Genomic DNA, 14809 nt, shown 5'->3' with positions numbered 1-14809 from the left:
GCGCTCCTCAGCGACTCAGCACCGCGAGCAGGTCGGTGCCCACGGGCACGCCCAGGCCGGTGCAGGCATCCCACCCCACGGCGGCGGAGTAGGCGCCGTTCGACCCTGCGGTGATGTCGCGAAACCCGGCGGGCACGGCCCCTGATCCCAGCCCGGCATAGAGCGCGGGCTGCAACAGGCCGAAGGGCCGGCCGGTGCTCTGCGCGAGGCGGCAGATCAGCGCCGCCCACAGTGGCGCAACGGCACTCGTACCGCCGTACACGGTGTTCTGCCCGTCGACACGCACCTGATACCCGGTCTGCGGGTCGGCATCGCCGGAAACGTCCGGCACGCCGCGCCCGGGTCGTCCGCCGGCACCCGCACGCGCAGGCACGCCGACCGACGCCTGCCACGACGGCACCGCGAACGCGTCGCTCACGCCGCCGCCCGTGGCTCCGCCGTTGTCCCCGTCGTTCCACACCGTCTCGCTGCCCGTCGTCGGCAGGCTGGTGCCGCCGCATCCGAGGGCGTGCGGGCTGGATGCTGGAAAGTCGACGTGCGGCGCGCCGTCCGAACCGCGGTCGCCGCTGCCGTTGTCGCCGGCCGAGGCGGTCACCGTCGCCCCGCGCAGCACGGCGTCGGCGATTGCCTGGTCCATCGCAGTGCGCGCCTGCGGCGTCCACTGGTCCTCGCTCTGCCCCCAGCTGATGCTCATCGCGGTCGGAGCCACGGCCGCCTTCGACGCCTCGGCGATCGCATCGAGAAACCCCGCGTCGGTGTTCGGCGCGAAGTACACGACGATCTCGGCGCGCGGGGCCAGCGAGCCGGCCACCTCGATATCGAGCATGACCTCGCCGTCGCTGTCGGGATCCTGCCCGGGTGCATTTGCGGCGCCATCGACGCCGACGGCCGACACAGACGGAAGCGCCACGCCCAGACCCGAGAAATACGCGGTCAGGTCGGCGGTCGCATATCCCCCGCCGAGTTCGATGATCGCCAGCCGTTGTCCCGCCCCGTCGGTCCCCGGCGGAAAGCTGTAGGCGTCGCCCACCTGCGGAGGCGTGTAGCTGACTGGCGCCGCCTCGACGCGGCGGCTGTGGGCGCGGGCCTGCGGCCGGTCGTCGAGTCCGAGCACGGCGATGACGATGCCGGCGAGCTCCGGCGGAACGGTGAGATCTTCGTCGAAATGCCGGTACGACACGCCGCCGTCATCGCAGCGCTGCAGACGTATGCCGAAAACGGAATTCATCGCCGTGGTGGGCCCCGCGATCCGGATGCGGCGGGTCGCAGCATCCACGTCGACGACGTCGATGGATGCCGCAGCCAGCACCGCGAGCACTGCCTGCACGTCGTCGGGGTCGGCGCCGAACCGCTGTGCGAGCTGCTCGGCGCTCAGCGGGGGCCCACCGTTTGCGACGTCCGGCTCGGCGCGTCTGCGCAGGACGAGCGTCGCGGTGACGTGCTCGTCGTTCGGGACCGGCCCGAGAAGACGTGCCCCGGACGGGGCAGGGCGTGCACTGCCCGCCAGTCGTATGCCTGCTTCTTCGCCTGCCATACCTTCATGGTCACCCCGTTCCGGGCCTCTGGCGCCGATCTTCGCCGGCCCCGCGCCACGGTGGACTCCGCGATGGTGAACAGACGATGACCACCCTCGAACGAGCGTGAGAAGAGGGTGGCGCGCGTCGGAGGGTCGTGCCAGGGTGGGGAACCAGATGTCTCGGCCACCCCATGTCGTGGGCATCGCGCATCATTCCGACTCCCACGAGGAAGCCCTGCAATGAACAGATTCGCCACCGTCGCCGTCTCTCTTGCCACAGCCGCAGTGACCGCCCTGGCGCTGGCTGCCCCGGCCGCTGCCGTGCCGATCGCGTCAGGCGCCGCGTCCGCATCGGGCACCGTGCCGGCGTCGGACCCGGCAGGCGGCACGCACGTGGTCATCAACGAGGTCTACGGCGGCGGCGGCAACTCGGGCTCCACGTACAAGAACGACTTCATCGAGCTGTACAACCCCACGGCGTCGGCCGTCAGCCTCGACGGCTGGAGCGTGCAGTATGCGTCATCGGGCGGCACGTCGTGGACGAACAAGACGAGCCTGGCCGGCAGCATCGCCGCAGGCGGCCACTACCTCGTCCAAGAGAGTGCGGGCGCGGGCGGAACGACGTCGCTGCCGACCCCCGACGCCACCGGGACGATCAGCATGTCGGGCTCCGCCGGCAAGGTCGCACTGGTCTCCACCGACACCGCCCTGACCTGCGGTGCCGTGTGCGCGACCGCCGCGGGCGTCGTCGACTTCGTCGGTTTCGGCTCGACGGCCAACGACCACGAGGGCACGGGGCCGGCCCCGACGTTGACGAACGCGACCTCCGACTCCCGCACGAACGGCGTCGACACCGACCAGAACGCCACTGACTTCACCGCCGACGCGCCCACACCGCAGAACTCGGGCGGCAGTGCGCCCGCCACGGTCACGGTCACGAATCCGGGCGCGCACAGCGGCACTGTCGGCACGGCGATCGACTCGATCACGCTCGCCGCTTCCGGCGGCGACGGCCCGTACACGTGGACGGCGACAGGCCTGCCCGGCGGCGTTTCGCTCCACAGCGACGTGATCAGCGGAACCCCGACGGAGTCCGGCACCTTCCAGACGACGGTCACCGCCACCGACGAGGCGGGAGCGAAGGGATCCGCGTCGTTCACGCTCGAGATCGCGGGACCCGCGCGCACGCTGACGATCGCCGAGATCCAGGGCACGAGCACCGGCACCTCTCCGCAGGTCGGCCAGACGGTGACGACGACAGGTGTGGTCACCGCCGCTTACCCCACGGGCGGGTTCAACGGCTTCTACATCCAAACCGGCGGCTCGGGTGGTGACCCCGCAGCCGACAAGACGCCGGATGCCTCGGACGCGGTCTTCGTGTACGGCTCACGTTCTGCGGGCCAGGTGCAGGTCGGCGAGAGTGTCAGCGTGACCGGCGAGGTGCAGGAATACGAGGGCACGACCGAGATCACGGCGCCGACCGTGACAAAGCTCGCCACCGCCCTGCCCGCGGTCATCCCCACCGCGATCTCGTGGGATCAGCTGGCCGACGAGGCTGCGAAAGAGGCCCATGAGGGCGAACTGCTCGCGCCGCAGGGCGACTTCACCGTGAGCGACAACTACGACACCAACTACTACGGTTCGTTCCTGCTGGCCGCCGGCACCACCCCGCTCGTGCAGCCGACCGATGTCGGGGCCGCCGGCAGCGATGCGGCCGAAGCCGCGGTCGCCGACAATGACCGGCGCATGGTCACCCTCGACGACGGCTCGAGCTGGAACTATGCGGTCTTCAGCTCGCACACCGACGACCCGTTGCCGTGGCTCACGACAGAGAACCACCCGCGCATCGGTGCTGCCGTGACGTTCATGGCGCCGGTGATCTTCGAGTACCGCTATAGCGGATGGAACTTCCAGCCCACGCACCAGGTGACCGACGCGGGCGCGGATGTGGCCACGTTCGCAGACACACGCGCCGGCGAACAGCATCCTGCCGCGGTCGGTGGCGATGTGCGCCTGGCGACCTTCAACGTGGAGAACTACTTCGCGATGACCGGTGAGCAGTACGTCAACGAGGGCCTGGGCACGTGCACCTGGTACGACGACCGCGCCGGTGCCCACATCACCGACGACCGCTGCTCGGGTGCGGACGGCGACGGACCGCGCGGGGCGGCGACCGCCGAGAGCTTCGCGCGCCAGCAGTCCAAGATCGTCACGGGCATCAACCGGCTGGATTCCGGCATCGTCTCGCTCGAAGAGATCGGCAACTCGGTGAAGTTCGGTCAGGACCGTGACGCGGCACTGGCCGGGCTCGTGAAGGCGCTGAATGCCGCTGCGGGCTCCGATGAGTGGGCCTACGTGCCGTCTCCGGATGCCGCGGCCCTGCCGACGCTCGCGCAGCAGGACGTGATCCGCACGGCCTTCATCTACAAGCCGGCCCTGGTCTCGCCGGTGGGCGCCAGCCATGTGCTCACCGACAAGTCGGGCCCGGGCCAGTCGTTCTCGATCGGGCGCGAACCCCTCGCGCAGGCGTTCACGAAGGTGGGCACCAGCGCGAAGTACGCCTTCCTGGTCGTGGCGAACCACTTCAAGTCGAAGGGATCGGGCGACGCGCTGTTCAGCGACTGTGTGAACGGCGGCGACAGCGAGAGCACCGATCCCGCCGAAGACCAGGGCGCGTTCAACTGCACGCGCGTGCACGAGGCGAAGGACATGATGGCGTTCGCCGCTCAGATCGCGCAGGCCGTCGGCACGGACAAGATCTTCCTGCTCGGCGACTTCAACGCGTACACCCACGAGGACCCGATGCTGGCGATGTACGCCGAGGGCTACACCGATCTGGCCGGTCGGTTCGCCGCGGGTCAGGCGTCGTACTCGTACAACGGGCTGTCGGGGTCGCTCGACCACGTGCTGGCCAGCCCCGCCGCCCTGGCGATGGTCACCGGCGCCGACGTCTGGCAGATCAACGCTCAGGAGTCGGTCGCCTACAACTACAGCCGCTACAACTACAACGTGCGTCAGCTGTTCACCGGCACCGATCCGTTCGCGGCTTCCGACCACAACCCCGAAGTCGTCGGGCTCACGCTGCCGTCGCCGGCAGCCTGGAGCGCGACCGCGACCTACAACGCCGGCGTCGAGGTCTATTACGACGGCTCGACGTGGCGTTCGCTGTGGCGCACGACCGGAGACCGGCCGGGCGCGGTCACCGGGCCGTGGCAGCAGATCCTCGAGACGCCCGACGGCACCGCCGTGTGGACCCCGTCGCGGGTGTTCGACGCCGGAGACAGCGTCGCGTTCGAGGGCAAGATCTACCAGGCTCTCTCTTACACGCGCAACCAGGAGCCCGGGTCGGTGAACGGCCCGTGGCAGGAGATGGCGACGGCGCCCGACGGCACGGCGATCTGGACGGCGTCGCGCGTGTTCCACGCCGGTGACATCGTGCTCTACGAGGGCGTGACATACGAAGCGCAGTGGTACAACCGCAACCAGGTCCCCGGCCAGAAGAGCGGCCCGTGGGAGAAGATCGGCTGAGTCCCGCGTCGCAGTGAGCTCAGTGCGCGGTGTGCCGCGTCGGCCTGCTGCGTCGGTGTGCCGCGTCGCGGGCAGGACAGCGTCGGCGAGGCGGCGAACCGGAGAGAATGGGTCGAGCCCGCGGCGCGGCACCACCTCGACATCGCCCGGGCGCACCGGTGTCGAGGCGATGATCGCGAGAGGACCCGCGTGCACAAACTCCGTGCAGGTCACCTGCTGTGACCGACGTGCTGTGGGCGGGCGCCGCCGTCTGGATCATCGCCGCCGCCTCGGCGTACGCACAGTCCGTCTCGGGGTTCGGATTCGCGATGCTCGGCATCCCGCTGATGATCCCGGTGCTCGGTGCCCCATCCTCGGTCGTCGTGGCAACCGTCCTCGGATTCCTGCTCACGATCGGCAGCACGGTCGCCGAGCGCAGGTACGTGCAGTGGCGACCGGTGCTGACGCTGTCGGCGGCGGCCGTGCTCGGCATCCCGATCGGACTTGCCGTGCTCGTGCTGCTCGACCCTCGCTGGCTGACTCTGTTCATCGGCGTCGTCGTGATCGGCGCGACCATGCTGCTGGCGCGCCGCACGGCATGGCACCTGACCAGCACCGGCTCGATCGTCGGGGCGGGATTGATCAGCGGAACGCTGCTGAGCTCGACCGGCATGAACGGCCCGCCGGTGGTCGCGATCTTCCAGTCGCGAGGGATCCCGCCGAGACAGTTCCGCGCGTCTTTGCAGGCCGCGTTCGCGATCCAGGACCTCTTGGCCATCGCCGGATTCGTCATCGTCGCACGGCTCGACGTGACCACCGCGGCACTCGCGGTCTCGGCGATCCCGGCCCTCTGGGCGGGCTGGTGGGTGGGTGACCGCACGTTCCGCCGGCTGCACCAGAGCGCGTTCCGCTGGGTCGTGCTCGGGATGCTGTTGCTCAGCGGCATCCTCGCCGTTGCGCAGGCGATCATCCAGATCGTGTGACCGAGCCGTGCGATCCGGGCTGTGTGAACGGCAGGTTCAATACAGATCTCGACCATATATGTGTGCTGCGCTGCTGCGCGATCACTGGGCCAGCACGCTGACGCCCGCTGAGGCGAGGCATGATGCGCACGCCGAGGCCGACTACCCTGAAACGGCCCAGCCAATCCGCAGGCTGCCGCCCGAGCGCGAACTCGACGAGAAGCTCGGCATGAGCCGCGGAGCGCTGCGCGAGCAGCTACCAATCGAGAGTGAGTCGGAATGAAGTGCCTGATCCTCGACGACGACCCGACCGGCACGCAGTCGGCGTCGGACGCGCTGGTGCTGCTGCGGTGGGATGCCGCGACGCTGACCGACGCGCTGCGCGCGCGCGACGCGGTCTACCTGCTGACGAACACGCGCGCCGTCGACGAGCCCGCCGCTGTCGCACTGCTCGAGAGCATCAAGCGCGACCGGGATGCGGCATCCATCGCCCTCGGCGAGCCGGTGCACGTCGTGCTGCGTGGAGACTCCACGCTGCGTGGCCACGTGTTCGCCGAGACCGAGGTGTTCGCCGGCGCCGACGACATCGTGCTGTTCGTGCCGGCGTTCCCGCAGGGTGGGCGCACCACCCGCGACGGCATGCACTACGTGCGCCTGGATGGCGCCGACATCCCCGCGCACGAGAGCGAATACGCCGCGGACCCGGTGTTTGCATTCGACACGGGATACCTGCCCGACTATGTGCGGCAGCGCTCCCGGCGCCCGCCGGCAGCAGTGCCACTCGATGTGGTGCGAGCGGGCGCACTGCCCGAAGCCCTCGCTGCGGCGCAGCCCGGAACGGTCGTTCTGCCCGACGCCGTCACCGATGACGACATCCGGCGCATCGCGCACGCGGTGCAGGATGCCTGGGCCCGAGGCCGTCGGCTCGTCGTGCGATCGGCGTCCCCGCTGGCGGCGGCCATCGCAAAGGTTGAGAGTGCAGGACTGCTGCCGGTGCCGTTGCTCGACGCCCCGATACCCACGCTGCTGGTCTGCGGATCGCACACCGACGGGGCGACCCGCCAGCTCGCGCCCGTCACACAGCGGTGGGGCGCGATCGAGACGATCGGCACCGACGCGGCGTTCGCTGATCCGGACGCCGAGGCCGCCCGCATCGTGGCCGCCGTGCAGGCTCGGCTCGAGCACGGCTTCGCCGCGTTCGCATCGGAGCGCGTACGCCGCCCCGAGCACAACACGCTCGCGCACGGCGAGCGAGTCATGGCGGTGCTCACCGACGCGGTTGCCGCGCTGCGCGACCAGGTCGGTGTGGTCGTGTCGAAGGGCGGTATCACGTCGGCTGATGTCGCCCGCGTGGGCCTCGGTGCCGAGCGCGCGCTCGTGCGCGGCCAGGTCCTCCCGGGGGTCTCCGTGTGGGACGTCGTCACTCCCGAGGGGCAGCCGGTGCTCTATGTGGTCGTGCCCGGCAACGTCGGCGACCCCGGCACGCTCGTCGAGTTGCTGGAGGCCGTGCGGGCCGGGGAGTGACGCGCCGCGACCGTGTGGTCGCTCGCCTCGGCGCGCAGCCGGTCGTTCTCGTCTTGCAGCGGCAGAACCATTGCGATTCCTGCGAGGTTGAGGCCCGCGTCCAGCAAGTCGCCGATCCGGCGCAGGCGGTCCACATCGTCGGCGCTGTAACGACGCGTGCCGCCATCCGTTCGTTCGGGCGCGAGCAACCCGCGCGCCTCGTAGGCGCGCAGGTTCTGCACGCCCATGCCGGCCAGTTCGGCAGCGACTGAGATTCCGTAGACGCCCCGGGCGCCAGTCATCTTTCGAATCTTCCGCTCTTGCACCATTCTGTTCCTGATGCTATAACAAATCTGTAGCGCATGACATAGATCCTGTCGGGATCCGTGTCGAGAGCATCAGAGAACGAGATCATGGAGGTGATGACGATGCTGATGCGCACTGACCCATTCCGAGAGCTGGACCGATTGACGCAACAGATCTTCGGTGCCGATGGCACCCCTGCGCGTCCTTCGGTGATGCCGATGGATGCGTGGCGAGACGGGGACACCTTCCACGTCGAGTTCGACCTGCCGGGTGTCGATCCGAAGTCGATCGACCTCGATGTCGAGCGCAATGTGGTCACCGTCAAAGCGGAGCGGCCGATTCGCGCGAGCGACGCCGAGCTCATCGCAGCCGAGCGGCCGCGGGGCGTCTTCAGCCGGCAGCTGGTCCTCGGCGACAATCTGGACACCAACCAGATCAGCGCCAGCTACGACGCAGGCGTGCTCGCCCTGCAGATTCCGGTCGCCGAAGAGGCGAAGCCCCGCAAGATCTCCATCGCGAGCACGAACGAGGGTCGCCAGGCCATCGGCGCCTGACCGCTCCTCGGGAGTGATCATGTCGAACGCACCGGCATTCGACGAGGCGGTGGCGGCCGACACGGACGAGCGGTTCCTCGATCTGGTGCTCAGTGACGAGGAACTGCTCGCCGCCGAGTTCGACGCGATCGTCGCGGGTTCCTGGCTTGCACCGCCGGCCGATCGGCGGTCAGCCGCTGCGAACGAGTCGCCCACGGGTCGCGCGACCGGCCCACGATCGAGTCGGAGCGAGGCGCCCGTCGGAGACCGAGGCGTTGAGGACGACGCGCCGCCACGGAATCGGTCGCCCCCGCTCTCGGGGGAATGAAGGATCGGACGAGGTGACGTTCGTCTCCGCCCGCACTGTACGACCGCCGACGCCGCACGACCCAGACGCGTGGCGTCCGCGCCCGGATGGCGCACATCATCTGGCGGGCCGAGTGACGCCCTCCTCATCGCACGTGGCCCCGGCCAGCCGGCCGGGGCCACGTGCGCGACCAGGTCGTGCCCGTGGCCTGTGTCTGGGATGTCGTCACGCCCGAACACGTCGGTCGAGACCTTCAGCGCTGGGTGTGCGATCTGCCGCGCTGGCCCGCGACGGCGGCCCTCTTCGCAGCGGCGGCCCTCTGCTCGGCGATTTTCTGCTCGGCGTTTTTCTGCTCAGCGGCCTGCTTCTGCGCGTCTTTGGCACGTTTCGCGGCCGGGTTCGTCGCCTGCGGGTGCGTCACGGCAGGGTGCCTCACGGCGGGGTCCCTGACGGCGGGGTCCCTGACGGCGGGGTCCCTGGCGGCAGGGTTCGGCACGGCCGGGTTCGTCCCAGACGGATCTGCCGCGGGCGGGCCTGTCACAGCACGATCTGTGGCGGCGGGACTCGGCACCGTGGGGGCCGTCGCCGTCGGGTCTGCTGACGGATCTGTGGCCGCGGCGCCCTTCGTGTCACCCTCGAGGCTGGCGGCTTGCTTCGCGATGCTCGTTGCGCGGTTCGCCGCCGCCTGCAGGCGCGCCTGCCACTCGGCCGCGACGTCGTGGGGCAGCCACGAAAGATCGGCCAGCTGCTGCTGTGCGGTGGCGGCCGCCGAGGTCGCGTCCGCCGCGGCAGCCGCGGTCGCGGCGAGAGTCTGGGATGCCTCACCCCGGGTGGGAACGGCAAGCCTGTCGAGCTGCTGGTCGAGCCGGGCGATCGCCGCTTCGGGCGTGCACGGGATGGCGGAGTCGAAGAAGCCCACCTTGTCTCGGCGCGCCTGGGCAACGGCATCCTTCACCCGGCGCAGGGCCGTCGCGTCGTCGCCGGCGGTCGCGTCCAGGGCCAGTCCGCGGGCGGCCATCGAGTCGGATGCCGATACCCCGGCGGTGGTGGTCACACCGGCCAGCAGGTGGCCGTCCGAGTCGTGGCGCTGGGGGCCGTAGGTGAGCGAGACGCGGGCCCCCGTGGGCAGCAGCCCGGTCAGTGCCGCCGTGGCTTCGGGGCCGAGGCACTGCACCTGGCCGTGCGCACGGTTGTCTTCGGGCGCGCTGATGCCCAGCAGTCGCACGGGCTGGACCGCGTTGGCGATCGAGATCTCAACGGTGTCACCGTCGATGACCCGCACGATCGTGCCTTCGGCGGCGCGGGGCTGCGGCGCCAAGACGATGATGCCGATGACGATCAGCAACGGTACGCACATCGCAGCGAAGATCGCGATGACGACCGGGCGACGATACTCGGCGGTTGCAGGCATGGGCGCTCTGTACGGTAAGAGGACGGGTTACCCCTGTTGTGAGAGGACTCTCATACTGAGGATATCGGACCTCACGCGCCGGCGGCTGGAATATCGTTGCGGCGATCATTGCGCCGCCCGCAGCCGGGCGCGTGAGTCGAGGACCCGCGCGCCCGGCGCGGCGCTCATGCCGTGGTTGACGCGGATGCGCTCTCGCGGCGGGGCAGGACCCATCCTGCGCGGGGGAAGTGGCAGGTGTACCCGTTCGGGTAGCGCTCCAGGTAGTCCTGGTGCTCGGGCTCGGCCTCCCAGAACGGACCGGCCGGCTCGATCGTGGTGACCGCCTTGCCCGGCCACAGACCCGACGCGTCCACATCAGCGATCGTGTCCCGGGCGATCTGCTCCTGCTGTGGGCTCAGCGGGAAGATCGCCGACCGGTAGCTGGAGCCGATGTCGTTGCCCTGCCGGTTCAGAGTCGACGGGTCATGGATCTGGAAGAAGAACGCCAGCAGATCCCGATAGGTGGTCTTCGCCGGGTCGAACACGATCTCCAACGACTCGGCATGACCGGGATGATTGCGGTACGTCGCATGGTCATTCACCCCACCCGTGTACCCGACCCGCGTGTGCAGCACCCCGGGCTGACGGCGCACCAGATCCTCCATCCCCCAGAAACACCCCCCGGCCAGAACCGCCGTCTCCGTACCGGGCATGCGGGTCACTGCGCCTGTGTCTGTCACGATGTCGTCTCCTTTTCTGACGCCGCAGGCTCGCGGCATCACCGGATACAACGCGGCAAGGGTCGATTTCGGTCCCGCTCAGCTGGGTGTTCACTGTGACATTGAGTGGACGGCTTCGTCCACTTAGTCGCTATCTGACTGGCCATGACCGCAGAGATCACCAATGATCATGCGAGACGTACTATGGACGCCATAGTCCGTTATGGGGTAGGAAAGGGATGCCGCAGCACACCGCCGCGCACAGAATCCATTCGATCGGCAGGAGAAAAGTCATGGCCGTTTTCGGCGGGCGTCACCGCGAGAGCAACCCCAGCCTTCCCCCAGGACAGTACGAGACGCAGTCGTTCCCCGTGCTGTCAGCGGGTCCCACCCCCGAGATCGACACAGCCGAGTGGGAGTTCTTCATCCACACCGAGACGGGTCCGTCGCGCCGCTGGACCTGGGACCAGTTCCGTGCGCTGCCCGCCGAAGACATCACTCCCGACATCCACTGCGTCACGAGCTGGTCGAAGTTCGACACTCCCTGGCGCGGTGTGTCGCTGGACACGCTGTTCGCCGATGTCGAGACCGACCTCGACTTCGTCATGGCGCACTCGTACGGCGGGTACACGACGAATCTGCCGCTGGAGGAGATCCTCGACGGCCGCGCGTGGATCGCGTACGAGTACGACGGCGACGACCTCGAGCCCGAGCACGGTGGCCCGGCCCGACTGCTCGTGCCGCACCTCTATTTCTGGAAGAGCGCGAAGTGGATCCGCGGGCTGGTCATGCAGAGCGAGGACAACCCCGGATTCTGGGAGCAGTACGGCTACCACAACCATGGCGACCCCTGGCGGGAAGAGCGCTACGCGTGAGCGAGGCCACCCGCCGATGGCGTCGGGGCACGCTGGTGCGCGACCGTGCGCTGAGCGCATCGGCCCGAAGCGTCACCTTCGCCGTGCCCGATTGGCCGGGCGCCGCGGCGGGCCAGCACGTGGACGTGCGCCTGACCGCGCCTGACGGCTACCAGGCGGTGCGGTCCTACTCGCTCGCCCGCGCCGGAACCGATCGTGAGATCGAGCTTGCCGTGGAGCGCCTGCCCGATGGCGAGGTCTCGCCCTTTCTCGTCGACGAGCTCGAGCCCGGCGACGAGGTCGAGCTGCGCGGCCCGCTGGGCGGCTGGTTCGTCTGGCGACCCGGCGAACAGCGCCCGGTGCAGCTGATCGCCGGCGGCTCGGGCATCGTGCCGCTGGTCGCCATCGCCCGCGCGCACGCGGCGGCCGACAGCACCGCCCCCATGCGACTGCTGGCATCGGTGCGCACGCCCGAGAGCGCCCTGTACCGCGACGAGCTGGAGCAGTTGCGTGCGACGGCTCCGACGAGGTGGCACTACACCCGTGTTGCGCCCCCCGGATGGACCGGACCCGTCGGGCGGCTGTCGCCGCGCGACCTGGAACGCGAGGTCATCGCCGGGTCGCAGCATCCCCTCGTCTACGTATGCGGGCCGACGGGCTTCGTCGAAGCCGTCGCCCGCACGCTCATAGATCTCGGACAGACGGCGGACTCGATCCGCACCGAACGATTCGGAGGCACATGATGCGCCCGCTCGATGGAAACGTGCTGGCCGGCCCGGTATCCGGGCTGTTCGCATTCGATGCGACCTCAACACGCGCACAGTGCGACGGATGCGGCGACGTCGCGATGATCGCCCAGGCCATGGTCTATGGCGAGCCGATGGGCTACGTCGTGCGCTGCCGCCTGTGCGATAGCGTGCTGCTGGTCGTCGTCGAGCGCGCGCGTCACCGCCTGCTGAGCATGCCCGGTGTGCGCTGGCTGCGCGTCGACACGCAGGATGATGGACCAGCCGGTCCATAACAGGGCGGAATAGGCTTGGTGTCGTGGCAACGTCTCTCGAGCCTTCCCCCGCACGCCGCATCACCGCGCGCGGCGCGAAGACCCGTGCCCGCATCATCGCCGCCGCCACCGAGCTCATGCAGGTGCGCGGGGTGGCGGCCACGACCCTCGACGAGGTCGTCGCGGCCAGCGGCGTGAGCAAATCGCAGCTGTACCACCACTTCTCGGGCAAAGAGATGCTCGTGCGCGCCGTGATCGAGGCGACGGGCGAGCGCGTCATCGGGCGCGAGCGCGACGCCCTCGGGCGCGTGTCGACGATCGCGGGGCTGCGCCGCTGGCGCGACGCGATAGTGCAGAGCAATGCGCTGCGCCACGGTGCGTACGGGTGCGCACTGGGGTCGCTGTCGAACGAGGTCGCCGACCACGACGACGTGGCCCGCACAATGCTGGAGCAGCTGTTCACCGAATGGCGCGATCAGCTCGCCGGTGCCTTGCGCCGCATCCAAGACAGCGGCGCGCTGCCGGTCGACGCCCCCATCGACCAGCTCGCCACCGGGCTGCTCGGGGCGGTGCAGGGTGGGTACATGCTTGCGCAGACGGCGCGGGATGCCACGCCCATGGGCGTCTCGATCGACATGGCCCTCGCCCACATCGACAGTCTGGCCTCGACGACTCCCTGAACTGTATTGGACGATCTCGTCCAATACTGAGTAGAATCTTCCCGTACTCGTTCCGGCGCGCTCAGCCGTTGCCGCGCTCGAGCAGGATTCGACGTGAGGAGCAGGCGATGAAGGCGATAGTGGCGACCGACCCGGCCGCGGGACTGCCGGGGTTGGCACTGACCGAGGTGGCGCAGCCGGATGCCGCGGCTCTGGCGGCCGACGAGAGCTGGAACTTCGGCGACGTGGTCGTGGAGGTGCACGCATCGGGGTTCACCGGCAACGAACTGGAGTGGGCCTCGACCTGGGTCGACCGAGCCGGGCATGATCGCACGCCGACGATTCCGGGCCACGAGGTGGCCGGCGTCGTGACGGCCCTCAGCTATGGCACCACCGGCCTGTCGGTCGGACAGCGGGTGTTCGGCCTGACCGACTGGACCCGTGACGGCACGCTCGCCGAGTACACGGTCGTCGAGGCGCGCAACCTCGCCCCGCTGCTCGGTGACATCGACTTCACCACCGGGGCGAGCGTGGTGATGTCGGGGCTGACCGCCTGGCAGGCCCTCTTCGACCATGGGCACCTGGAGGCCGGGCAGAGCGTGCTCGTGCACGGCGCGGCCGGCGCGGTGGGATCCATGGGCGTGCAGCTCGCGCGCGACGCCGGAGCCCATGTGATCGGCACCGGGCGCGCCGCGCACCGAGAGGCCGCCCTCGCGTTCGGTGCGAACGAGTTCGTCGACCTCGACGGCGCCCTCGCCGACGTCGGCCCCGTCGACCTGGTCTTCGACGTGTTCGGCGGCGAGATCGGGCGTCGGTCGGTGGACCTGGTGCGACCGGGCGGCACGTTCGTGACGGTCGCCGGGATGCCGCAGGGCCGCCCCGCCGGCGGACGGGCCGTCGGCTTCATCGTCGTGCCCGACCGGGCGCAGCTGGTCGAGATCGCCGCCCGCCTGCGCGACGGCCGGGTGCGCTCGCACATCGGCCTGCGCACCACGCTCGATGACGCGGCCTCGGCCCTGAACGCCCCGCACCGCCCGAGCGGAAAGATCATCGTCCAGGTGCGCTGAGCGCTCGACCGAAGCGGGCCGCGCGGCAGACGCGCGCCGCGCCTGAAGCGCACCGCGCGGGCCGCGGCATCCCGAATCACATGCTCGGGTTGTCGATCACCCACCGCCACGAGCCGTCGGGCTGACGCCGTGCGACCTCGGCGGTCACGCGGCCGTCGGCCATGCGCGTCGACGTCACCGCCAGGTCGTCGGCCAGCAGCACGGGCTGCAGAGCAGAGCCTTCACCGCCCGGCGTGCGCTCGGTGAACACCTGGCGGAACACCTCGGCGATGGCGGCGTTGCCCCGCGTCTGCTCGCCCGGCGGCAGCGCGAGCACGGCGTCGGGCTCGTAGAGCGAGGCGAGTCCCTCGTAGTCGCCGGCCTGCACGAACTGCACGAACAGCCGCGGAATGTCTGCGGGTGTCGCCGCCGTCTCACGTGCGTCGTCAGATGTCATCGGAGCCTCCGAAAGGTGATGGATGCCTCCAGCCTGGCACCGTTCGACAC

Annotated in this window: 16 protein-coding genes; 11 read left to right on the top strand and 5 right to left on the bottom strand. The window is 69.8% G+C overall.

Annotation, left to right across the window (positions count from 1 at the left end; genetic code table 11):
• Positions 1 to 7 precede the first annotated feature (7 nt).
• Positions 8 to 1534 carry a S53 family peptidase gene (locus QU603_RS15775; protein WP_308492333.1) on the bottom strand — a complete coding sequence of 509 codons (1527 nt, stop codon included), beginning with the start codon at positions 1532 to 1534 and terminating at the stop codon, positions 8 to 10.
• Between the two features lie 222 nt (positions 1535 to 1756).
• On the opposite strand from QU603_RS15775, the gene QU603_RS15770 reads away from it, so the two are divergent.
• The 4 genes from QU603_RS15770 to QU603_RS15755 all read left to right on the top strand — a co-directional run bounded on the left by QU603_RS15770 (position 1757) and on the right by QU603_RS15755 (position 7509).
• Positions 1757 to 5044 carry an ExeM/NucH family extracellular endonuclease gene (locus QU603_RS15770; protein ID WP_308492332.1) on the top strand — a complete coding sequence of 1096 codons (3288 nt, stop codon included), beginning with the start codon at positions 1757 to 1759 and terminating at the stop codon, positions 5042 to 5044.
• Positions 5045 to 5262: 218 nt separating this feature from the next.
• Positions 5263 to 6006 (top strand): sulfite exporter TauE/SafE family protein, encoded by a 744-nt coding sequence (locus QU603_RS15765; RefSeq protein ID WP_308492331.1) that lies wholly within the window; start codon positions 5263 to 5265, stop codon positions 6004 to 6006.
• A gap of 58 nt (positions 6007 to 6064) precedes the next feature.
• Entirely contained in the window at positions 6065 to 6268 is a 204-nt protein-coding gene (locus tag QU603_RS15760) for a hypothetical protein (protein WP_308492330.1), read from the top strand.
• Positions 6265 to 7509: a four-carbon acid sugar kinase family protein gene (locus tag QU603_RS15755; RefSeq protein ID WP_308492329.1), complete on the top strand. Its 1245-nt coding sequence runs from the start codon at positions 6265 to 6267 to the stop codon at positions 7507 to 7509. Before QU603_RS15760 ends, QU603_RS15755 begins: the two co-directional genes overlap by 4 nt.
• Here the strand turns inward: QU603_RS15755 and QU603_RS15750 are convergent.
• The gene (locus tag QU603_RS15750) at positions 7431 to 7790 is read right to left on the bottom strand and encodes a MerR family transcriptional regulator (protein ID WP_308492328.1); all 360 of its coding nucleotides are present in this window, start codon (positions 7788 to 7790) and stop codon (positions 7431 to 7433) included. The genes QU603_RS15755 and QU603_RS15750 overlap by 79 nt on opposite strands.
• A 126-nt stretch (positions 7791 to 7916) precedes the next feature.
• Here QU603_RS15750 and QU603_RS15745 point away from each other — a divergent pair, with 126 nt between their 5' ends.
• Together QU603_RS15745 and QU603_RS15740 are read left to right on the top strand one after the other, a co-directional pair.
• Positions 7917 to 8348, top strand: a complete 432-nt coding sequence (locus QU603_RS15745; protein WP_308492327.1) for an Hsp20/alpha crystallin family protein — start codon at positions 7917 to 7919, stop codon at positions 8346 to 8348.
• 19 nt (positions 8349 to 8367) lie between these two features.
• Entirely contained in the window at positions 8368 to 8655 is a 288-nt protein-coding gene (locus QU603_RS15740) for a hypothetical protein (protein WP_308492326.1), read from the top strand.
• Positions 8656 to 8887: 232 nt separating this feature from the next.
• Here the strand turns inward: QU603_RS15740 and QU603_RS15735 are convergent, their stop codons facing one another.
• Both QU603_RS15735 and msrA read right to left on the bottom strand, forming a co-directional pair.
• Positions 8888 to 10045, bottom strand: coding sequence for a thermonuclease family protein (locus tag QU603_RS15735; RefSeq protein WP_308492325.1), 1158 nt, complete (start codon positions 10043 to 10045; stop codon positions 8888 to 8890).
• 164 nt (positions 10046 to 10209) lie between these two features.
• On the bottom strand, positions 10210 to 10737 hold the full coding sequence (gene msrA / locus QU603_RS15730) for a peptide-methionine (S)-S-oxide reductase MsrA (protein ID WP_308494047.1): 528 nt from the start codon (positions 10735 to 10737) through the stop codon (positions 10210 to 10212).
• 299 nt (positions 10738 to 11036) lie between these two features.
• On the opposite strand from msrA, the gene QU603_RS15725 reads away from it, so the two are divergent.
• From QU603_RS15725 to QU603_RS15705, 5 genes are all read left to right on the top strand, one after another.
• Complete coding sequence (locus QU603_RS15725) at positions 11037 to 11618, top strand: sulfite oxidase-like oxidoreductase (protein ID WP_308492324.1); 582 nt, start codon at positions 11037 to 11039, stop codon at positions 11616 to 11618.
• Positions 11615 to 12340 carry an FAD-binding oxidoreductase gene (locus QU603_RS15720; protein WP_308492323.1) on the top strand — a complete coding sequence of 242 codons (726 nt, stop codon included), beginning with the start codon at positions 11615 to 11617 and terminating at the stop codon, positions 12338 to 12340. The genes QU603_RS15725 and QU603_RS15720 overlap by 4 nt, the downstream gene beginning before the upstream one ends.
• Positions 12337 to 12618, top strand: a complete 282-nt coding sequence (locus tag QU603_RS15715; RefSeq protein WP_308492322.1) for a DUF6510 family protein — start codon at positions 12337 to 12339, stop codon at positions 12616 to 12618. Before QU603_RS15720 ends, QU603_RS15715 begins: the two co-directional genes overlap by 4 nt.
• A 23-nt stretch (positions 12619 to 12641) precedes the next feature.
• Positions 12642 to 13277: a TetR/AcrR family transcriptional regulator gene (locus tag QU603_RS15710; RefSeq protein ID WP_308492321.1), complete on the top strand. Its 636-nt coding sequence runs from the start codon at positions 12642 to 12644 to the stop codon at positions 13275 to 13277.
• 107 nt (positions 13278 to 13384) lie between these two features.
• Positions 13385 to 14323, top strand: a complete 939-nt coding sequence (locus QU603_RS15705) for an NADP-dependent oxidoreductase (protein WP_308492320.1) — start codon at positions 13385 to 13387, stop codon at positions 14321 to 14323.
• A gap of 76 nt (positions 14324 to 14399) precedes the next feature.
• Here the strand turns inward: QU603_RS15705 and QU603_RS15700 are convergent, their stop codons facing one another.
• Positions 14400 to 14759: a YybH family protein gene (locus QU603_RS15700; RefSeq protein ID WP_308492319.1), complete on the bottom strand. Its 360-nt coding sequence runs from the start codon at positions 14757 to 14759 to the stop codon at positions 14400 to 14402.
• Positions 14760 to 14809 lie beyond the last annotated feature (50 nt).

The organism is Microbacterium terrisoli (assembly GCF_030866805.1).
Lineage (GTDB): Bacteria > Actinomycetota > Actinomycetes > Actinomycetales > Microbacteriaceae > Microbacterium > Microbacterium terrisoli.
Note: the sequence above shows the minus strand (reverse complement) of the source record. Positions and strands in the feature narration are given on the sequence as shown.